Raw genomic sequence first — 20,279 nt, 5'->3', positions numbered from 1 at the left:
GGCTACCAGCACATATTTAGTAAATAAAGTTACTTCTTACTTAGATTTTATTTTTGCGATCGCTTGTTTTTTACTGGATCTGACAAAACCGCATTGCTCCCCCTGTTACCTCTAGATATTCATCTGGGCTGATTTCCTGACCATTTTCGAGGCGATCGCTTACCCGTGTAGACTTGTTTCTTTCTTCCCAATGGCTTTTATCCAGACCACACAGCAATAAAACATAGTGCTTTAACTCGTTTCCTGTAACGTTACCTTGAGCATCGTGTTTTGGTTCAGAGTCAGCATTCTTGCCCTGTTCTAGAGGAATTGACTTGAATTTTTTATAGAAGCCAGCACGACTCAACACAGTGCCTAAGCTTTTAATGCTGTAGCTGGTTTTGGTGTTAATAAACTCGTTAAAAGCTTCGCAGTGTGGCTTGATTTCCTCAAGGCTTTGTAAATCCTTGACCGCTTCAAACAATTGCTCTACTTGCTCTTGAACTGCTTTTGACATCTGACCGACTCCCTTTTATTTTTAAGCTGTTACTAATTTAACTAACAAGTTAATAAAAGTCAATAACCTGTTAATGTTTAATCTGTTATTGACATTTTCTAACAGGTTAGTTATATTAATAACAGGTTAAAGAAACCACAGAAAAAGCGGGCTACTAACCCGCAGCTTAAAAAATAAAAGGTATTCTCATGTTACTCACAATTTCTAAACCTCAACAATTCCAAGCTACTAGCGACTACTACGATGGTGAATTCGACGCGGCGATCTCACTTCCACCTAAAACAACTGAGGGCGATTACTGGCACGGATATCTCGCCAAAGTAAACCAGACGGGTAACACACCGTTCTAAGAACCAAAGGGAGGCTAACAACCTCCCTTAATTTTTTGATTGATTACTTATGAGAATCATATAAAGAACATTCTCATAAGTAATCTCTGTCTATCCTTAAATTTCGCTTACTTAGCTAATTGTTTTTGCGGCTGAATTGGTGACTGACTTGTTGATCTTCCCGCTATAGCTCCCACTGCCAAAACTCCGATCATGCCGAAAATGATTAGCTTAATTGGCAAGTCGCTAATGCTAAAGACGTGTAGCGATCGCTTCTCAAACTCCCAATTAACCATCATAAATTGCACTGCATTAAAATCAAACCATTCTTTACTTTTGATTAACTCAACATTGCATTGGCTAAATTGTTGATGTAACTCCCCTTCTACATCTGCCATATTCTCTACATAAATAGTCCTGAGAATTTTCACATTACAAGGCGGTTGATTTCGGTGAAAATTATCAAGTCTACCTTCTGGATTGCGAGATAACCCAATTTTGCAACGACGTAACCAAGCACCGGGAATTAAGCCATGATAGCCCTCTGCTTCCATTAAATATATAAATCCTGGCTCATGGTCATTTTTAGGATGATAGACAATTGTTGAAATATCATCAAAATTCATATATTTATTTCCAGATAATTTTATTGCTAACTGTGCGCTTTTTACAGCCTAGACAGCGATATCTATCATCATTCTGTAGCTTTAAATTTGTACTTCCGCAGTGGGGACAATGGGGACTTGTACCAGATTGGTGACTACCCCCTATAGTCGTTTTTGGTGGCAAGCTTACCATTTGTCTATTGCTTGCTATATAAGGCTTTAAGCCTCCGGTTTCTAGCACGTTGCCAATTGTGCCAGAGGACTTGGCAAGCCTTGCCAGTCGCTTTGTCTCCTCTGTTTCTTGATAGTTGAAACTCACCCTATCGAGATTAGGTAAAAAGTAGAGCTTAGGTGAGCGAGAATCTACTATTAAGGCTACTCTCAATAATCTGGCATCATCGGTAACTAACCCGTTTTTCTGGTCGATATATTCCTCTATAGCGTCTAAGTTACGAGTTAATTTAGCCAAATTAGACTCGCTATTTTTCCCTTTGCCGTAAGTATTTAGGTAATGTCTAATCTTGGGAATGCCAATGATTATTTCGGTAAACAGTGACCGATCATCGTTGGTAAAACCTGGGATTTGTTTGGTCATCACTGATTGACCCGACACAATCCAGCCGATGTTATTGTGACCAAACTGTTTGAGAATCTTCTTAAGGTTTTCACCTGCTGCGTAAGGTTCCGAGCAAGAATTTAGAGTATTATCTAATTCATCCCATGCCCAAATTTGAAAGAAGTTAGCAGCGAATGTAGGATTTTTAACTCGAAAATTTCCATCATCCAAGCAATCATCAAAGGACTTAATCGCGGCTGTTGTGTCGCCATACTTAAGGAAATGCTCTAAAGGATAATTGCTATCTTTGAGTGAACCAACCGCACCGGGGTAAGACACAGTAACCAGAGTATGAGGCACTTTCTCACCCTTCCCGGTATTGCCGCGAGTACAACCAGCTTTGAGAATTTCGCTAATCATTACCGCAGTGGTTGGGGTTTTACCAACGCCCGGATCTGCAATCAGCCGATAGCGGATAGGGTGAGAAGTGACGTAGTTTATAAATTCGTCAGGAGTCCCAACCATCAGCTTAATTTCATCTGCTTTGATGGCTGGCTCCATACGGTAGCAGACCAAAATACAATCGGTTATTTCCAGCTTGCGAACGCTTGTTATTTTAAATAATCCTAACTTCTTAGCCAGCGTCTCAGAATGCTTGCTAATAGCCTCCACAATGGCTTTAGGATGCACAGAGCGAGAATAGCCATAACCAACATCTACAACGCCGTCAGGTTTCACCTGGAACCCCTTAACGCTCAAAGCCAACCTGATATCACTAAACAGAGTACGTGCTATTTCATTAGCGATTTTCCCATTGATATCAAAACCAAAATCACCATACACGGGTTCTAATAAATCGCCTTGTAATTGTTGCTGTAATTGACCCATACGCTCGTTTAGTAGTTCGATTTGTTCTAGATAATTTTGGCGCTCATGGGCAATCGCTTCTCCAACCTGATCTAAATTTTCGTTGTAGCTACCTGCTAAACTCTTGATAATTTGTGATTTGCTTTCATGGCCATGAGAAACTTTTTCACCCCAGGATTGCAGCCGCCTAAACAACTGCATAGCTTCACTGGTTATTGAATCGTGTTCATGATAAATTTTTTCTAACTCTTGAGACTTAGCAAGTTGAAAGCGTTGATTAGCTTCCGTTTCTACTTGAGATTTAAAGTTAAATTCCCATTGCTCAGTCTCACTTTCTAAATATTCAATGCGCTGGGCATCTTTTTGAGATTGGGTAGATAATTGATTTAACTTGGCTTGCAGTTGGGCGATTAAACCCGTGTTTTCTAGTTTGCTGTGACCTAATGAGTTGATGGTATTTCGAGCTTCCTTAAGCTCATCTTTCAAGGATTCTAGCTGGCTGTTAGCGTTGGTTAACTTTGACTTGCAAGTGTCGAAATCTCTGATTATTTTATGCAGTGTTTCACCTGCTTTTTTATTCTTACTTTCGGCATCATTTAGCAATCTCTGTGATTTAGTATCAGCGATAAAGTAAGTAATAAAACTTGCTGGCAATGCTCCCACACCAAGCATAGAGATTATTTTGGCTATATCGTTGATAAACCCTCCAGAAGCGATCGCCAAGCCAGCGCACAAGCTAAAAGCACTTAGCCCTAAACTGTGGGATAATCTCATGATTTCACCTCCAGATAATCACCCAACTGGGCTTTAAAGCTTGCTATATTACCTTGTGACTCAACAGTTTTTAGTCGCAATTCTTCCGCTTTTATTTGAGCTTGTAACAGTTTTTGGTTTAACTCATCCTTGCTATAAACCGAGATATTTGTGTCAGCGATCGTCTTTACTTGACTGACATCTAAAGCTACTGATTTTTGGGTAGTTACTTCTTTTTGATTAAGGTAATCCAAATAATTACCCTTGACTTTTTCAATCTCAGTAGCCGCTTGGATGCCAGCACCAAAAGCCTTTGAGTGCTTACCAATAACAGTAAATTTCTCGCGTGTCAGGTCGAGCGCTGCCCCTGTAAGTTTCAATGCTCGTGTAGAACCTTCATAAATTTTCATCCCTTTATCTAGCTGGCTTTGAGTTGCCTGTGGGAGAGTTTCAGGAGGATTAAGCGGATCTGAAATATGATACTGATTCGGCTGGAATGGTGGCATCATTCCCGGTATTAAATCCGGCGTGACGCTCAACAATCCAGGAATACGGCTATCTATGGGAGTAGTAGTAGATGTGGCAGATATAGAATTATTGCTAGGTGTGGATTTTTGGTTACGTCCTGCCAGCTTTTCTGCTACAGCTTGCGCGGCTGCTTTTGTAGTGTCAATTCTTGCCATTGTTGAAAAATTTTCTAGTGTTGAGTAGTGATTGATATTTAATTTCTAGCTGCCTAAATGCTTTATCGATTTCGCTAAATTCAAGTGCTAATTCCTCATCCAAATCGTATTTTTTGAGGACTTTTTTTAGCTCTGTTTCGTCTGTTTTTGCATCCTGAATATGACTATTTAATTCATCCATAAAGCTTTTTTGATATGGGTGCTATATGGCATAATTGCTGGGTAATTAAGACACATTCCCAGGATGGGATTTTACAAGTTTTAACGAGGGATGCTGGCAACATCCCTTTTTATTACCCGTTTGATTCGCGTCTACTTTGTCCGGTGGCGTGATAATTATTCTGTAAAACCTTCAAATCTAGATACCTCTAAATCAGCAGTAGCAGCCCATTCCAGATAGTTGAAATATTGTTTTACGTCACCGATCGCTACATCACAATCAAAGCGCAAGCCTTTAAACTGTGGATGTTGGCGGATTTGTCCAAGTAATTCTTGTGCTTGAGAAACTAACTCAGGCAAGGAATTAGCGCTTATGCTTGCCTCTGGTTCAGTGCCGGAAATTGTAAAAGTCATAGCGTTAGTACTCTTTCTAATAACCAGTTAAGAAAATCGAGAGGAGATAACAGGATGTTGATCCCTCTCACACGATTAGCTTTTTTGCTAATTCAGCGATGATTTGATCAACTTCTGCGGGTAAATCTGTAGTGTCTGGGGTAATTACTACAGGTTCCTTAGCCAAACTGGCCAAATCTCGAATCGCTCCCAAATATCCTTGCTTTTGGTGTTGCCAGTGCTGATTAATTCCCTCTGCTAGCTCCGCCTCTCTCACGGACAGGTTATTGAGGATGAGTTGGTTTTTGACTTGCGCGATCGCGTCCACTGCTGCTATCTCCTCAGATGCCTGCCTAGCTAGCTGGTCAATCAGCGTCAGTTGAGCGTTAAACGTTGGGGATTGGGTAGGGGCTGCTAAATGTCGCTCTTGCTGGGGCAGGGAAAGGGTATTTTTTGGCTGTTCTGGGGCTGGTTCCGATGTTTCCTGTGTTAAATTTTGTAAATTTTCGGGTGACTCTGAGGTGTTGCTAGCCACCTCTGGCAATTTTGGCTGGAAATGGGAGGCGATCGCTTCTAAATCCGCTTCTGAAACTGCCTTTACAGTGTCGAAATCATCCGGGCGAACATGGCTTAAAGCCAGTCTTAGGCTTTGCTCTGTGGTCATGTACTTTAGACAAGCATCATGAATGCTTACTGTGTCTGCTGTTGGTGCTGTGGTTCTCTTCCGTGCTGCCATGATTTACGCTCCCTTCTGTAATTTTTGTAATTGCTGGAATGCTTGCTGATAGCGGTATCTAGAAAAATCATTCGGATTTTTGGCGATATAGCCTTTGACCCGTTCGCCGCGTCGTAGCTGTGCCATTAGCCGCCCTACTCTGCCTAAAACCCATGCTTGGTAGGGTGATAAGGGTGATTCCCGGTCATAACTGCCATCGTGGTTTTTGGGGTAGGCATCTCTGAAACTGGGGATTCTCCAAAAAGCTAAATTTTCCCAAGTGACCAAGGTTGAGCGGCTCACACCCAAGACCTCAGCTAAATATGTCTTGGTAGATGGAAAATCTAAAAATAAATCTAAATCTGTAGAATGTTTGCTCCGTCTAGGTTTCATGGGTTTACTACAGTAATCAATGTGAATCAGATATTAACTAGCTAGTAATCAGAATAAGTACACATCACGATGTAGCACCTAAAGGCTAAACCCCTTACTCTGTAAGTCGTTGGGGTACTCGTAGGACGCTAATTAGTGGCTTATTGTTGATCAATTGGTTGCACTAATTTGCAATATAGCATAGACTGCATACTTAGCAACTACATTTCTTTTATCCAATAGCAGTATTAAGGCATGAAGTGCAAGAATATAGGCACTACAGGCTTAAGGTTGTTATATGGATGAAACTAAAGTTGTTGCTATTCGAGTAGAAATGCCTGACGAACTCAGAAACCAGTTCAAGTCAGTTGTAGCCAGAGAAGGAAAAAACATGAGAGATGTTTTACTCAGTTTTATTAAAGACTATGTGGCTGAACGTGAATCAAAGCAAGGCAAGGAAGCGATATGACTGAAGCGCTAGGAGAAGCATACGAAACAGAAAAACTAGAGGTATCCTCAGAAGCACTAGAGATAACAGAAAGTTTTATCACTGCGCTAAATAATTTTAATTGGCGGGCTGACTATTTCAAATTCTGTGAAGTTCTGGGCTTCACACCAGATAGCTATGCTGAGGAGAAATACCAGCAATTTCGAGAATTGGTCAGTTATTTAGACTGCTTTGATAAAGAAGCAATCGCCAAAATGATTGAGGCAGGGCGATGACAAATAACGGAACACCAAATAACAGATTAGATCGGCTTGAGGCAATGCTGACAAGTCATGCTGAGATGCTTAATCAGCTAGCTCCATTAATGGCACAAGTGGCCCAGATAGCCACTACAACATCAGAAACAGTTGCACAGCACGATGAAATACTTACCCGCATTGAACAACAGCAGGAATTAAATACTCAGGCAATCTCTGAGTTGACCGAGAATACCAATCGCGTGTTAGCTCGTAGCGCTGTTTTAGATGATGTGCTTTTGGAATTACGCGATAGCTTTGAGCAACACCAGCGTAATTTTGAAGAAAATCAGCGAACTACCAACGCGGCGTTAAACCAGCTTGGAGCCATTTTGGTACAACTAACACGGATTGATCCGCAAAACTAGCCGCGATCGCAAGTACAAAAGTACTATCGCAATGGAGGGAGTGGCTTCTGAAGATATGCGACTGATAGAAACAATTTATACATAGGATTTATCAATATCTAACAATATCTCTCAGTACCTATCACTTTCTATCACTTTGCTTTGTGTGATCGCATTTTTTTGCAACTTATCTTTTAGTACCAAAAACAAATAAGCTAGATCCGTATTGGGGTAGAAAAGCTTAGTACGGACGGATCGCGGATCGAAGCGCTTGCGATCGCAATCCTCAAAATCATTTTTGCATTACTGGTATTGGGTTGAATGCTTTTAATTACTTTGTCAATTTACAAAAAAATGAGTATGAATAACCTAGATCCGCTAGCTTATAATAATCCACACTTAATGATTGGTAATGAAGAGAAATCACTGATAATTGTACCACCTGTTATTTTAATAACTGAAAATCGACATTTTCATTTAAGTTACTGTTATGAATTGAGTGTAAACAGTAATTTTTACTCTCTTAATGAAAAAGAGAGAGAATTTACTACGCAGTTATTACTTTATAAGGAGCTTCAATCTTATGAGAATATTAAGTTTTCAGAGTTAAATACTGATAGCTTTTCAAAGTGGGATGCTCTTAGAAACGTATTAGCAGACCGTTTAAATAAAAAAACAGCCAATGAAATAATACAATTTTTACCAGCATTATTCAATGAACAAATTAAAATAAAAAGATTAGACGTAGAAGATTTTTACAAAGGATGTGCTAGCTGGTTAGTACATTGGGATAACAATTTAGATACTTCATCTTTAAAAGAAAGCAACTGGCAATGGATCGAAGGTTGTGCAGTCGTAGCTAAACGACGTTACGAATTAATATACGAGCTTTTTAATAAAAAGTTAGTAGAAAAATCTATCTTTTTAACCCCCCAATATGCTTGGCTAATGTGTGAAACTTCTATATTAAGACGAAAGATTATTTCTACTTTTAGTTCAAGAGAAGAGTTATATAAAAACAATAAACAATACATTAATGAATTGGATTTAACTTATGAAGGAAAATTGAAAACATTTAAATGTGGTGACGAAAACAATCAACTATCAACTTATGCTGATCAACATTTTGATTATTTAGGACGTAAAACTGCTGCTGAAGATTGCGATTTTGATAAATATTACTTTCAGCCCTACATTATAGCGTTACGTAGATGGAATACTTACACTCGTAAAAATTTAGAACTGTCTCCTACTGATGGGCGTAAACCAAGTAAACCAGGCAAAAAACTTGGACAGATAAACCGATAAGTATTAAGAAATGTAAATTTGCGTACAAAATTTATATGACCTTTAAATGTGCTTTTCTATAAATAAGCAAAAAAATGCTAGCCACAAAGCCCTCAGCTTTTTGAGTGCGATCGCGGATTAATCCACCACTATAAGCACAAAGAAACGTCTGATAAACGTTTCACCCAAGACTATGCAACCAGCAAGTCTAATAATTATTTGTATGTATCTCAAGCTTACCGGATTAATCTGTTCGATCGCAAAATTTAAAAGCTAGGGCTGTCCACCACTACAGGAACAGCCAAAAATGCGAAAACCCCTCACTTATGACAGACAGGGGTTTGCGATTGAAAAACTTAGTAGTATTCTAACGCAAACCCTCCCCAAAAGTCAAGAATCTCGAATTTCGGAATTATCGAACTATATTAGTAATCGCCGATTAACTGAATCGATCGAAATTCTCGAAAAAGCAGGCTACTCCGGCGGCAATACAGCAATTTTCATGCTGGCTTACTGTCAAAAGGAGGCCGCATGAGAGAAAGTTGCCAGCGCTGCGGCTTTGAATTTCGGCTCAATGTCGTTAGCGATCGCCGGACAGGTACAAAATATTTGAGAGCCGGTTGCTGTGATACCCCTTTGCGTCCCTGCCCTGACCCGGATGAGTTGATGCGATCGGCTCATCTGAGTCAAGATGAGCGCGATTATTTACAGCGAATAGCAAACCTTGACTGGTTTAGCGGTCAGGTGGCCGCCCTACTTCTGCAAATTGAAGCCAAGGTCAAGGCATCTGGGCAGGTGTCAGCATGAGTAAGCTTACTACCTCCTCTCCAAGTCAGGAATGCCCGGTCTGTGGTGATATCTCCCATAAATGCCGCCACGGTGATGAAATTAATCTATGTATGTCCTTTGCCGATGCCAAGCTTGGCGAAATCATAAATGGTTATAAGCTCCTTAAACACAGTAAAGATGGGATGTGGGGAGTTTTCAAGCTTGACAATAGCCAAGAATGGAGTGATGAACAGCGAGAGCAGTGGCAATTAGACAGAAAGCGGAGAAAGCAACAACAGAAATTCGAGAATGACTTACGCCAACAAAAATCGCTGTCAGCTATTGAACGCGATCAAGAATACCGGAAATTCCTTGATGAACTAACACTTCACCCAGAAGACGAAAAAGAATTATTGCGTCGCGGGTTCACTCACCGAGAAATTGAATTAGGTGGTTGGAAGTCGGTAGATAGATATCACCAGCTAAAGCAAAAATATAACAATTTACTCCCCGGCATCTCACTTAATGGTCAAGTAATTCTCACAAATTCCGGTTGGCTATGTCCGGTCAGGAATAAGGACGGACTAATTGTAGGTATCCAAGTTCGGTTAAGGGTAGTACCTATAGGCGAGGGGCGATATCGCTGGTTATCCTCCAAAACTGAACAAAATCCAAACGGGCAATCACCTCATGTTTACTCATTAGGAGCTAATGATGGTGAATTGCCTTTAGCGTGTTTCTACCCCAAAGGAGAGCCAAAAGGCATTGCTTTGGCAGAAGGAGTTGGAGCAAAACCTTTTTATGTTGCTCAACGATTGGGAATGCTCACTTTGGGTGCAGCAGGTGGGCAATGGGCATCTAGCCCCGTGACCTTCAAAGAATCGCTCGACCATTTTTCTGAAAAGATGGATGGATTGAAGTCTATTACCATTTATGTTGATGCTGGAGATGTTCTAAATAAATTAGTGGTAGATCGATGGCAGAAAACAGTTCGGCTACTAGAAGAATGGGGCTGGACTGTTTATATTGCTTGGTGGAGTCAAGTCACCAAAAAACATGATGATATTGACGAACTAGCATCCGAAAAAATTAAAGACATTGGCTACATCACACCTGATTATTTCTGGGAATTGGCCAAGGATGAAAGGCGAAAGCTTTCTTTAACCAAAGTACTACTTGAGGATGAAAATCTACCTGTTGGTCATGCTCAGAATTGGCAGATGTGGTTAAATTCTCGAAAATACACTCCTGATATTATAATTAACCAAGATGAGTTTACATTTCCAGAAATCCCAGAATCTAATGTAATTGTCGCTGTCAAATCAGGGCTTGGAACCAATAAAACTGGAGCATTAATTCTCAAAATTTTAGAAACTGATATGGGCGTGAGATTGATTGGTTATAGAAACAATTTGTTGTTTCAAACCATCAGTAGAGCAGATGGAAAAGTCAAACTTTATCATTTAAATGGGGAAGATGCAGGAAATCTAATACCAGATCAGGACACACACCTAGTATTTTGTCTTGATTCAATAGCAAAAGTGGATGGCTATTTTGCAGGAAGAGATATATACCTAGATGAAGCTTGCTCGGTTCTTTTACACGCTGTAAATGGGGGAACACTGGGGGATAGCCAACCCAAAATAATCAAAATATTTACACGAGCGCTAGAGGTGTGCAATCGGATATTTCTAATGGATGGAAATTTATCCGATATATATGTTGATTTTGTTGCCAAGATAGTCCAAAAAAAGCGAGTAATCAAAATTGAAAACCAAAAGAAAATTTCACCACACAATATCAAGTTTATTGTAGGTATTGACCCCGAAGGTGAAATTAAAAAGCGCGATAAATCAGCTTTAGTTAACTACATTTCCTCTGAAGAAGTTACGCCTTGGATCGCGTGCGATTCAAAAGAATTTTCAAAAGTTTTAGATAGGCTCCTCAAAGACTTAGGTCGATTTGGATTCTGCTTAAATTCTGAAACTGCTGGTGAAGATTGGGCGAAGGAGTTTATGCAATCTCCTAACTTATTCATAGAATCTCGCAAACCAGATTACATGATAGTATCGCCTACAGCCGAGTCTGGAGTCAGTGTAACAGCAAAACATTTCACGGACAAAATGACATTTTTTGTAGGCGTTCAGGCGACTAATGCCCAACATCAACAGATGTTTAGACTCAGAGATAATTCAATTCCTCACTATGTAGTTTGTCCTGAATATTCAGCAATTCAGGATAGGTCAACGCCCAAAACCTATCAACCAAAAAGATATTTAGAAATTTTAGAGGCTCGAATAAATCAATCAGCAATGATGGCTGCATACGATTCAGGCAATCCCGAACGAGTTACGGAAGTGATTACTAAAGCTCTTGCAAAGAATCACGATGAATGGTGGCATCTTGCAGGACAACTAGGAGCGCTAGATCATTTCGAGATGCAGAATCTAAGATTATGTCTAATTTACGCATTAGAAGAAGCTGGACATAATGTTGAAATACTTGAATGGGAGGTTAGCCAGCAGTTCATAGAGTGCATTAAGGAAGCCAGGGAAACAGTTCAACGAGAACACGCACAAGAACTTTTCACAGCAGAACCTTATGACACACTTGAGGAGGCTAATAAATTAGCAAAAATCCATCAACGCAAGCCCATACAAAGGAGAGTCGAGAAAACACGGCTTTTGGATAGGCTGCCGGATATTGAAAAAAGCGAAGTTTATAGTGCAGATTTTATTTACGAAAGATATGTAAAAGACAAGCACTTTATCACTCAACAGCAACGGTTTTACCTTCTAAATACTTTTGAAATTTCTCAAAAGCGGCACGAAGTTGATTGGTTTTATAAAGCCACGGATCAAGACTTCTTTAGCGCTAGGGTGAAAAAAATCTCACACCTAGATATTTGGGCCCTAGAAGAATTAAATGTACTGCAATTCACAAGTGGTGAATGGCACAAAGATATGCCAGAAGTAATTGCCTTTATTGACAAGGCACGACAGCCCGAAATAGTATCAGCCTTGAATTTAAAACCAAAACCAGATTCAGCGACGGGGCAGGAGAGAATAGAGTATATTTCTAAGCTGCTAGGACTTATTGGCTTAAAATTTCAAAAACCTGAGCAAAAAATGATAGACGGGGTGCGGCAACGAGTTTACACTATTAGCTCTAAAGTCATAAGTCACCCCGATCGGCTGGCGGTGCTAGCAGCAGTTGAAAAGAAAATGGCTTGGTGGATGGCAGAAAAGAGCCAAGTAGATTGGTCAGAACAACCACTGGAACAACCCATCGCTCAAAATTTTCCCTCCGAAACGGATACGTTTACCCTGCACACCACCCCCCCAACTTATATAAATCAGGGTAGTGGTGTGCAGGCTGAAAACCCAGATTCCCTGCACACCACCCCCCCAACTTATATAAATCAGGGTAGTGGTGTGCAGGCTGAAAACCATGAGCAGGAAGCTGTTGACCTCTCAGAGTGGATGACAATGAAATCCTTGCAATATATTGCTGGGAATTTAGAGATTGTAGCGACAACTGAGGATAGTCAGGGTATGGAGATGCTAAAAGATATCCGGGACTGTATGCCACCTGAAGCTTTGAAAGTTGCTGCCAAGCTTCTACCGAAGCCATTGTGGAACCGAATTGCCCAGATGGTGAGGTTGCAGGACTTTCCAGTTGAAACAAAGCCCACTCATCAGGAAAGAGACTTTATAGTAATACCGCGCCTTTCGCAAGAGGTTAAGGCTAAAAAGCTTCTGGTTTCATCCCTGTCCAAAGAAGAACAGGAGTTTTCTGAGTGGTCAACATTGCCAAGTTTGAAAAAACTGGCTAATGAATTTTTAACACCAATAACACAAGACCTCCCCGATCAGGCTATCGAGAAAATCAAGCATTTGTTGACGTTTATCCCACCTAAAGTTTTGGGGATTGCTGCTGAGTTATTAACTGGTGAGACAAGGTACATGATTGAATCATTGCTACTCCAATTTGATATTTTTTTGGATTGATAGCAGAATATCTGAGATACCATATCGAGACTTCGCAATTTCAATTGAAAAAAGGTTTTTAAACTCTGTGACTGGGTAGCGCTCGCGTTGCATCTGAAAGTCAGAACACATTTTCAAAACACCATGACAAAAATATCATCATCTTCACTCAGTTCAGAAGTAGCAGAGTATTTAAAGCGCTGTATCACTTGGAATATTAAAAAGCTAAAACTGGGATTGTTGATTCATCAGAAGATGTCGATTGCGAAATTCATGTATAAAAATCAAAATAATTTTGACAATTTTGACAATTCTTTTGACACAATAGACGAGTAGCTTTGACAAATTTTACAAATTGTCCAGAACTCAGAAGGAAGCAGCGATCGTCCTATTAGCCAAAGGGATGACACAAGCTGAAACGGCGCGAAAGTTGGGGGTTAGCCGCCAAAACGTTAGTTACTGGCTAAAGTGCCCTGATTTTCAAGCTGAAGTAGAAAGAGTAAGAAAATCTATTCTTGCATTGCAGGAGGTACAGCCACAGCCGCCGCAGCCACAGGTAACTTTAGTAGAAACAATTCCAATCCCAATTTCTGAGCCAAGTAAAACTTTTAAGTGCGCTCTCCGGGAACGAGAGCTTTTACTCCTAGAGAAAATCGAGATGTATTTAATGCCTCAGCTTCTAGAAGGCAGTGTGAGAGCGGCTGGAATATTGTTAAAAGTCTCTGAGCGACGCGCTAAATTACTCGGATTGGAGAGAAAACCCTATGAGCTTCTTGAAGCTTTTCAAGTGCTTGTAGAGGAGGGATGTATACCTGTATCTAAAATGTCGCTAGTTAGGAGCGGACTGGACGAGTTACAACAGAAGTTAAAAGAAGGTAATAATCCGCCACAGACGTAAGCAGGGCAATTGAGGAATATCGATGAGCGATTTAGCCAATAGCTTGTTTGAGCAAGCAGCGCTGCTTAATATAATTCTCAAAACTGCAAAAGCTAACAGATGATGAGACTTTGGGGAACCAAAATTGTGTCATATTGAGTTAAGAAATGTTCATCTGGTGTCAATAAATATTCATTTTGTGTCGCTTATGATTAAAAATGAAATATTTCTGATTCAACATGAGCAAAAAAATCAAAGAACTTGACTCAAATGACTACCATGTTGCTGAATTGGTAGCGCGAGGAGCAACTGAAGCAGAAATTTTATCTGTTTACGGTAAAAGTCGTAGTTCCCTACAACGACTGAAGGCAAGAGAAGATTTTCAATTGCTTGTGCAGGAAGCAAAAGCAAACTTAAAGATAGCGATCGCTGAGGTTTCTTATGTTTCCAACAGAGAACAGCACTTACAAAAGCTAGAGCGATTTAGGGAGAATCGTGAAAAATTGGGGATGGAACTAGTAAAAACTGGCTTAAAGCTTCTTAAATTAATTAATCAACGGCTTGAAAATGCTGAAGCCAATGATTTGTCACCTAACCAAATTCCTTCTCATTTAAAAGGCGTTTGCATGGCTTTCGATTCTGGATTTAACATGACTGCTCAAGCTCTTGGTATAGAGAGAATGCTGGAGATATTCAATCAGATTGAAATTGAAGAGTAGCGATCGCTGCCCTTTACGCAAGACAATTGTCCATGTCCAAAGTTCTTCCCCTTCCAGGAATGTACGAAATTTTGCACATTGTTGATATCAGTTGGTGTATGGGGCGATCGCCATTCAATAGGAGAAATATGTATCTCTTTGAAGGAGACACAATTAATCCCAAACAAAGTTTTTCCAGTTAACTGGGATTAAGCCCTTTGTGACTAATCTGCTTTTCATCCCCTCGTGTTTTTGATCAAGTCTAAGGGCATGACAAATGGGGCAAAGGGTTCTTAAATTTGAAGCGTGGTTGCTACCGCCAGATGATAATGGACGAATATGGTCAATGTGGGCAGTTTTCAGTTCTATTTCCCCCATGCACAGACCACTCTTTTTGGGAGGTGAATCTGTTGGACTTTGACAAATACCGCGATCGCGGTTGTAAATGCGTTGGCGCGTAACTTTCCATTGTTCTAGTGGCTGGCGTCGCCACCAAAAAACAGGAAGGTTTGGATGCTGACGACGTTGCTTGATTTGTAAATACAAATTGCTTGATAACATGACATGACATGACTTGACTTAACTTGGCATGACGTGACTCAACGTAACTAGACGCAACTGGACTGGACACAACAGAACAAAACATATACTAGAGAATGGCAAAACTAGTCACATCAAAACGCCCATAGCCAATGCTTCCTCTACCATCGCCAATGCCGACTAAAGTACCAGCATTAACGATAGCTGTCTCTAATGACTTTCTATCAACAACCACAGAATCCCACAGAATAGTAAACGAGCAGCGCCACCCAGGTTTGACTACAACACGATAGCGGATATTTCTGGCTTTAGTAGATGGGTTCCAAACACCAATTACTTCCACATAGCTATCGGGTAGTTTCTCATTTTTAACAGTTCCTGCTTCAACTATCTGAGGAGGATCTGGCAGTTTTATTGGCTGGGAGGCACTATTTTGGATATAAATTTGCTCGTCCATTACTTGCAAGGTGCTGGCAATGTCTGCAAGAAAGTTACTCTTACCACGCTTAACTGTTTTACCGCCATTTTTGATTGCGCCAAAAAAGTAAGTTGGCAGCAGAAATAATTGCCTCTCCTCGTCCATTAGAACCGTTTTTTTCCATTCATTGGGACTGTTGCCAGCAACACCATCTTTCTCTTTAGCTTCTAACGGCAATGCGTCAATGCCAAAGTGGTGTATTGCAAGTGTCCTGGTTCCCAGAACCGTGACTTCTGCTTGCAGAATATTTGCCATATTTAGGGAGACAGGAATGACACGAATCAGCCTCATTGATAATTCACATCAACGAGACACCAAAGAAATTAAGTTGCAACAACAAACAGCGATCGCTTGATCGCCTAAAGCTATTACTACATAATTAGTTAAGTCGTTTTGGCTAAGTTGTTTTGGGACTAAAAGGCGGTAGCTGCGTTTTTTCGGGACGGTTGCTATCGTCTTTATAGTTATTTAACCAAATCTACTTAGCTACGTCAATTGAATTAGCTAAATTGGTTTAACTACAAGATGTCAAAGCAGGGAAATAGTGAACCCAAGGTAATTTCTAAGCTTGCAGAATACAGAAAAAACAAAGGGTTAAGCCAGGATGACTTAGCCCAACAGACTGGATTAACCAAAACAACGGTTCAAAATTGGGAGAACGGTAGAAACCTGGGTGCTGTAATCAGGGTTCTCAAAGTATGCCAGAGGCTCGATGTTGATATCAGGGAGCTTTTTGACTTAAAAGATACCAACGATGAAGAAAAAGTCCCTTGAGCGATCGCCGACAACTAAACCCAATTTCAACTTGATGAGTAAGTAAAACACCTACTAGTAAATAAATCTCCAGCCAAATTAGAAGCGAATAGCCGACTGCGCCCACAAATTAACCACCAAGGCTGGAGATTTATTTTTATGGATCTCCTTAAGTGAGCACTCATCATCTATGAGTAATAATAGACACTTTTGTTTGCAGCACCAAATAACAGAGTGGTGGATGTGGCACGAAAACTTCCAAACAGTTAATTAGTAGGTAGTGTCTGCAACTCTTTTTTGGCTATTTTCAGCCAATTATGAGCAGTTTTAGCCAGATGCATAAAAGGCAGTATTGAAAATGAACTTGCAATTGTTGTAAAGACACCAACAGAGGTTTTGCCCATAATTAAGGCTGTAGCACCTACAGAGGAAATAACAATGCAAGCATTTATTCCCAGCATGGCGATGATAAACAAAAACCATGCTTGCTTCCTGATATCTGCAACCAAAGTGTTGTTGGTAATTTTGGAACGTTCAATTTGAGACATAATGGTATCAGCTAAATATTTGATGAAGTTTGTCTCCCGACCTTGATACCGGGGAAATTTTAGTTTGTTTTTTTTGCTCTCAGATTGGGTATGAAAACTCTACAATCTCCATAGAATAAGGGTTTTAACTTTAGATGAATTCCAATTTTGAGGCGGAGGCTTCGTCTATCGCTTTGGAATCAAGCTCTTGGATATAGTTCGCCTAGTTGATGTAGTTGATGTGTTCTGCATTCGTGTTTAGTTAGTTCTGTATACTACAAAACTAGACTGAACCATGAAAGCAAGACCAGACCTATTAAGGACACAATAACTAAATTTCCTTTTTTAACCACTTATCCGATAATTAGATAAATAAGTTACCTTTTCTGTCCTTGACTCTGGCAGTAGAAAGTAACTAATTTTTCAACTTCTTATTTAGCTACACTGATAGACCAGCCATGAGCAAGCCACGAAAATCTCGGAGCGTATGTGCTAGTCCTGAAGGGAAGAGACTACTTGAGCGAGCCAAAAGGGAATGGAGGGATAGTGAAGGCAATCGTCTAAGTTTTGAGCGCATTGCTGAAATGGCTGGTTTAGGAAGCGATAGAACAGTTAGGCGCTTCTTCGATGGAGAAGGGATTGATCAGAGCAACGCACATTCTATTATCAAAGCTTTAGGTTTAGAGTACGATTCGGTAATCCCACTAGAAGAAGAGAAGGTGGGAGAAACTATAAAAGAAATTGAAGAGCGTGAAAGCAATTCAAATAGTGCAAGTGAATTAATAAAAGATTTGGAAACAATTTTAGAAGAGTATAGACAAAATACAGAAAATGATGATCAAGCGATGCACTGGTTAAAGGGAAACCGACAAGCTTTAGCACAACAAGCTGCTGAGGTTGCCTTGAGAGAATGTGACAACCAAAATCTTTACGATGGAGATATAGAATACGCCCGAATTCTTGAAGAACTATCCAAAGATGTAAAAGAATATCTCCTAATTTGCTATATCTGTTTAAAAGAGGGAACTATAGGTGTAGCGAACTGCAAACATAAACGCTTCAAACCGCAAACAAGGCGATTTTGAAACCACATTAACTGCAAATAAGGGGGGTCTCAAAACCACATTATTTGCAAATGAAACTGCAAACATAATTTTCAAACTGCAAACAAGGGTTTTCAAACCACATTAACTGCAAATAAGCCGTAACCCTTATGGGAATTGAGTTACAGCATTTATGGCTCTATAAGTGTCCAGTTTATACGAACTTTTTTACTGGACATATATGTACGCTTTTCGTGGTTTAATTTGGACTAATACCGTTCAATTAAATACATAAAGCTGTTTAAACCGACAGCCAATATGGCTATGGTTATTTATGCTTACTTGAGAGTCTCCAGTGACAAACAAGACCTACACAACCAACGGCATGGCATTTTAGAATATGCCAACACCCATGCTTTGAGTCCCATTCAGTTTATAGAGGACACAGTTTCTGGACGGGAGAAATGGTTAGAGCGAGGTGTAGGACAACTATTGAATCAAACAGCACAAGCAAAAGATGTAGTCATTTTTTCAGAAGTTAGTCGGATGGCACGCTCTACCCTACAAGTATTAGAAATGCTGGAGTGCTGTGTGCGCCGAGGAATCAACGTCCATATCGCCAAACAAGGTATGGTGCTAGATGATTCAATGCAAAGCCGAATTACAGCAACGGTTTTAGGCTTGGCGGCAGAAATTGAGCGGGAATTGATTGTACTGAGAACAACCGAAGCACTAGCCAAACGAAAAGCTGAAGGGAAAACACTGGGACGACCCAAAGGACGACAATCTGCACATTTGAAACTGGACACAAGGGAAGCAGAAATTCGCAGCTATCTATCCAAAGGGATCAGTAAACGCTCGATTGCAAAACTGGTCGATTGTTCACCTTCCACGCTCTACGATTGGTTGTCACGCAAACATCTCCACTCACGCCACGACAAATTGGTGGAGAAATCATAGGATGCCAAAGAAACAAATACCAATTGATGCAATCGTAGACCTACGTCGCCGCTTAGAGCAGTTACCACCACGCAGTCCATCTCGTCGGGTATTAGTTCAAGAAATAGCTCAACTGTATGGCATCTCAGAAGATACTGTGTATCGAACACTACGAGAAGGGAATGTTGTTCGCCCAGTGCGCCGGGTTGATTGTGATGTCCCGCGTGTAATTCCTAAAGCTGGACTAGAGCGATACTGTGAAATCATTGCTGCCATTAAAATACGTACCTCTAACCGCAAAGGTCGCCATTTATCGACTGTGCAAGCAATCCGTTTATTGGAATCCGATGGTATAAACACTCCAGAGGGTCATGTCACAGTTCCAGTAGGTTTGCTCAAACCAACCACAGTCAATCGTTATCTCAACAAATGGGGTTATGACCGCGATACCCTCCTGCGACAACCACCTGCTGTTCGCTTCCAGGCAGAATATAGCAATCAATGTTGGCATTTTGACCTCAGTCCATCAGACCTCAAGCACGTAAAAGCACCAGCTTGGATAGAACCGGGACGTGGACATCCCTTGTTGATGCTCTATAGTGTCGTGGATGACCGTAGTGGTTTTGCATACCAAGAATACCACGGTGTTTACGGTGAGGATGTGGAGGCAGCACTGCGGTTTATGTTTGCTGCCATGTCACCCAAAAAAGAGACAGACTTTCCCTTTCAAGGCATTCCTCAAATGCTGTACATGGACAATGGGCCCATTGCTAAGAGCTTAGTGTTTCAAAAAGTTATGGGTTATTTGGGGATTGAAGTACGTACCCATTTACCTAATGGCAAGGATGGACGACGGGTGACAGCTCGTTCTAAGGGGAAGGTAGAACGACCGTTTCGCACTGTTAAAGAAATGCACGAAACTCTTTACCACCTGTATGAACCGGAGACTGAAGCTGAAGCGAACGCTTGGTTGATGAAGTTTTTGCTCCATTACAATAGCCGACCCCATCGCAGTGAACCTCATTCCCGGATGGAGGACTGGGTTAGCAATTTACCTACGGGAGGCATTCGTCAAATGTGTAATTGGGAGCGTTTTTGTACATTTGCGCGCGAACCCTCGCGCCGCAAGGTGGGCATCGATGCTCGCGTTACGGTTGAGGGAGTGGCTTATGAGGTAGAACCAGATTTGGCTGGAGAAACTGTTGTTCTGTGGTGGGGCTTGTTTGATAATGAACTTTACGTAGAACACGGAGAGCGTCGCTACGGGCCTTTTCTTCCTGTAGATGGGCCAATTCCCCTACATCGCTACCGTAGTTTCAAAAAAACACGGACGCAAAAACGAGCTGACCGGATTGAATCTT

25 protein-coding genes are annotated in these 20,279 nt (G+C 40.8%); 14 read left to right on the top strand and 11 right to left on the bottom strand.

What is annotated here, in order from left to right:
• Window positions 1-70: 70 nt before the first annotated feature.
• Entirely contained in the window at window positions 71-496 is a 426-nt protein-coding gene (locus H6G86_RS34975) for a hypothetical protein (RefSeq protein ID WP_190938205.1), read from the bottom strand.
• 188 nt (window positions 497-684) lie between these two features.
• On the opposite strand from H6G86_RS34975, the gene H6G86_RS34970 reads away from it, so the two are divergent.
• Window positions 685-846: a hypothetical protein gene (locus H6G86_RS34970; protein ID WP_190938204.1), complete on the top strand. Its 162-nt coding sequence runs from the start codon at window positions 685-687 to the stop codon at window positions 844-846.
• Between the two features lie 107 nt (window positions 847-953).
• Here H6G86_RS34970 and H6G86_RS34965 read toward each other — a convergent pair whose 3' ends face one another.
• The 7 genes from H6G86_RS34965 to H6G86_RS34935 form a co-directional block, all read right to left on the bottom strand.
• Window positions 954-1,451, bottom strand: coding sequence for a GIY-YIG nuclease family protein (locus H6G86_RS34965; RefSeq protein WP_242065130.1), 498 nt, complete (start codon window positions 1,449-1,451; stop codon window positions 954-956).
• 4 nt (window positions 1,452-1,455) lie between these two features.
• Window positions 1,456-3,627 (bottom strand): hypothetical protein, encoded by a 2,172-nt coding sequence (locus H6G86_RS34960; RefSeq protein ID WP_190938203.1) that lies wholly within the window; start codon window positions 3,625-3,627, stop codon window positions 1,456-1,458.
• The gene (locus H6G86_RS34955; RefSeq protein ID WP_190938202.1) at window positions 3,624-4,289 is read right to left on the bottom strand and encodes a hypothetical protein; all 666 of its coding nucleotides are present in this window, start codon (window positions 4,287-4,289) and stop codon (window positions 3,624-3,626) included. Before H6G86_RS34955 ends, H6G86_RS34960 begins: the two co-directional genes overlap by 4 nt.
• On the bottom strand, window positions 4,276-4,470 hold the full coding sequence (locus H6G86_RS34950) for a hypothetical protein (RefSeq protein ID WP_190938201.1): 195 nt from the start codon (window positions 4,468-4,470) through the stop codon (window positions 4,276-4,278). Before H6G86_RS34950 ends, H6G86_RS34955 begins: the two co-directional genes overlap by 14 nt.
• A gap of 155 nt (window positions 4,471-4,625) precedes the next feature.
• On the bottom strand, window positions 4,626-4,862 hold the full coding sequence (locus H6G86_RS34945; RefSeq protein ID WP_199338543.1) for a hypothetical protein: 237 nt from the start codon (window positions 4,860-4,862) through the stop codon (window positions 4,626-4,628).
• Between the two features lie 67 nt (window positions 4,863-4,929).
• Entirely contained in the window at window positions 4,930-5,577 is a 648-nt protein-coding gene (locus tag H6G86_RS34940) for a hypothetical protein (protein ID WP_190938200.1), read from the bottom strand.
• Window positions 5,578-5,580: 3 nt separating this feature from the next.
• Window positions 5,581-5,949: a hypothetical protein gene (locus H6G86_RS34935; RefSeq protein WP_114085501.1), complete on the bottom strand. Its 369-nt coding sequence runs from the start codon at window positions 5,947-5,949 to the stop codon at window positions 5,581-5,583.
• A 277-nt stretch (window positions 5,950-6,226) separates the two neighbouring features.
• Between H6G86_RS34935 and H6G86_RS34930 the strand changes: the two genes are divergently transcribed.
• From H6G86_RS34930 to H6G86_RS34890, 9 genes are all read left to right on the top strand, one after another.
• The gene (locus H6G86_RS34930) at window positions 6,227-6,397 is read left to right on the top strand and encodes a copy number control protein (protein WP_190938199.1); all 171 of its coding nucleotides are present in this window, start codon (window positions 6,227-6,229) and stop codon (window positions 6,395-6,397) included.
• Entirely contained in the window at window positions 6,394-6,651 is a 258-nt protein-coding gene (locus H6G86_RS34925) for a hypothetical protein (RefSeq protein ID WP_190938198.1), read from the top strand. The genes H6G86_RS34930 and H6G86_RS34925 overlap by 4 nt, the downstream gene beginning before the upstream one ends.
• Window positions 6,648-7,040, top strand: coding sequence for a hypothetical protein (locus H6G86_RS34920; RefSeq protein ID WP_190938197.1), 393 nt, complete (start codon window positions 6,648-6,650; stop codon window positions 7,038-7,040). The genes H6G86_RS34925 and H6G86_RS34920 overlap by 4 nt, the downstream gene beginning before the upstream one ends.
• A 339-nt stretch (window positions 7,041-7,379) precedes the next feature.
• Window positions 7,380-8,327, top strand: coding sequence for a hypothetical protein (locus tag H6G86_RS34915; protein ID WP_190938196.1), 948 nt, complete (start codon window positions 7,380-7,382; stop codon window positions 8,325-8,327).
• A 286-nt stretch (window positions 8,328-8,613) separates the two neighbouring features.
• On the top strand, window positions 8,614-8,841 hold the full coding sequence (locus H6G86_RS34910) for a hypothetical protein (RefSeq protein WP_190938195.1): 228 nt from the start codon (window positions 8,614-8,616) through the stop codon (window positions 8,839-8,841).
• Window positions 8,838-9,113: a hypothetical protein gene (locus tag H6G86_RS34905; protein WP_190938194.1), complete on the top strand. Its 276-nt coding sequence runs from the start codon at window positions 8,838-8,840 to the stop codon at window positions 9,111-9,113. The genes H6G86_RS34910 and H6G86_RS34905 overlap by 4 nt, the downstream gene beginning before the upstream one ends.
• Entirely contained in the window at window positions 9,110-13,084 is a 3,975-nt protein-coding gene (locus H6G86_RS34900) for a plasmid replication protein, CyRepA1 family (protein ID WP_190938193.1), read from the top strand. Before H6G86_RS34905 ends, H6G86_RS34900 begins: the two co-directional genes overlap by 4 nt.
• A gap of 334 nt (window positions 13,085-13,418) precedes the next feature.
• Complete coding sequence (locus H6G86_RS34895; protein ID WP_190938192.1) at window positions 13,419-13,961, top strand: helix-turn-helix domain-containing protein; 543 nt, start codon at window positions 13,419-13,421, stop codon at window positions 13,959-13,961.
• A gap of 218 nt (window positions 13,962-14,179) precedes the next feature.
• A complete protein-coding gene (locus H6G86_RS34890) occupies window positions 14,180-14,659 on the top strand; it encodes a hypothetical protein (RefSeq protein ID WP_190938191.1) in 480 nt (159 codons plus the stop codon).
• 153 nt (window positions 14,660-14,812) lie between these two features.
• On the opposite strand, the gene H6G86_RS34885 is transcribed toward H6G86_RS34890, so the two are convergent.
• Complete coding sequence (locus H6G86_RS34885) at window positions 14,813-15,199, bottom strand: HNH endonuclease (RefSeq protein WP_190938190.1); 387 nt, start codon at window positions 15,197-15,199, stop codon at window positions 14,813-14,815.
• Between the two features lie 88 nt (window positions 15,200-15,287).
• Window positions 15,288-15,947 (bottom strand): hypothetical protein, encoded by a 660-nt coding sequence (locus H6G86_RS34880; protein ID WP_242065129.1) that lies wholly within the window; start codon window positions 15,945-15,947, stop codon window positions 15,288-15,290.
• A 234-nt stretch (window positions 15,948-16,181) separates the two neighbouring features.
• Between H6G86_RS34880 and H6G86_RS34875 the strand changes: the two genes are divergently transcribed.
• Complete coding sequence (locus H6G86_RS34875; protein WP_190938189.1) at window positions 16,182-16,430, top strand: helix-turn-helix transcriptional regulator; 249 nt, start codon at window positions 16,182-16,184, stop codon at window positions 16,428-16,430.
• Between the two features lie 245 nt (window positions 16,431-16,675).
• Here the strand turns inward: H6G86_RS34875 and H6G86_RS34870 are convergent, their stop codons facing one another.
• On the bottom strand, window positions 16,676-16,957 hold the full coding sequence (locus H6G86_RS34870; protein WP_190938188.1) for a hypothetical protein: 282 nt from the start codon (window positions 16,955-16,957) through the stop codon (window positions 16,676-16,678).
• Window positions 16,958-17,394: 437 nt separating this feature from the next.
• On the opposite strand from H6G86_RS34870, the gene H6G86_RS34865 reads away from it, so the two are divergent.
• The 3 genes from H6G86_RS34865 to H6G86_RS34855 form a co-directional block, all read left to right on the top strand.
• On the top strand, window positions 17,395-18,021 hold the full coding sequence (locus tag H6G86_RS34865) for a hypothetical protein (RefSeq protein WP_190938187.1): 627 nt from the start codon (window positions 17,395-17,397) through the stop codon (window positions 18,019-18,021).
• Between the two features lie 276 nt (window positions 18,022-18,297).
• On the top strand, window positions 18,298-18,939 hold the full coding sequence (locus tag H6G86_RS34860; RefSeq protein WP_199338542.1) for a recombinase family protein: 642 nt from the start codon (window positions 18,298-18,300) through the stop codon (window positions 18,937-18,939).
• 16 nt (window positions 18,940-18,955) lie between these two features.
• On the top strand, window positions 18,956-20,279 hold a 1,324-nt coding region (locus H6G86_RS34855), incomplete at its 3' end, for an IS481 family transposase (protein ID WP_313931603.1).

This window comes from Nostoc sp. FACHB-133, from assembly GCF_014698055.1.
Lineage (GTDB): Bacteria > Cyanobacteriota > Cyanobacteriia > Cyanobacteriales > Nostocaceae > Nostoc.
This window is presented reverse-complemented; position numbering and strand designations above follow the sequence as displayed.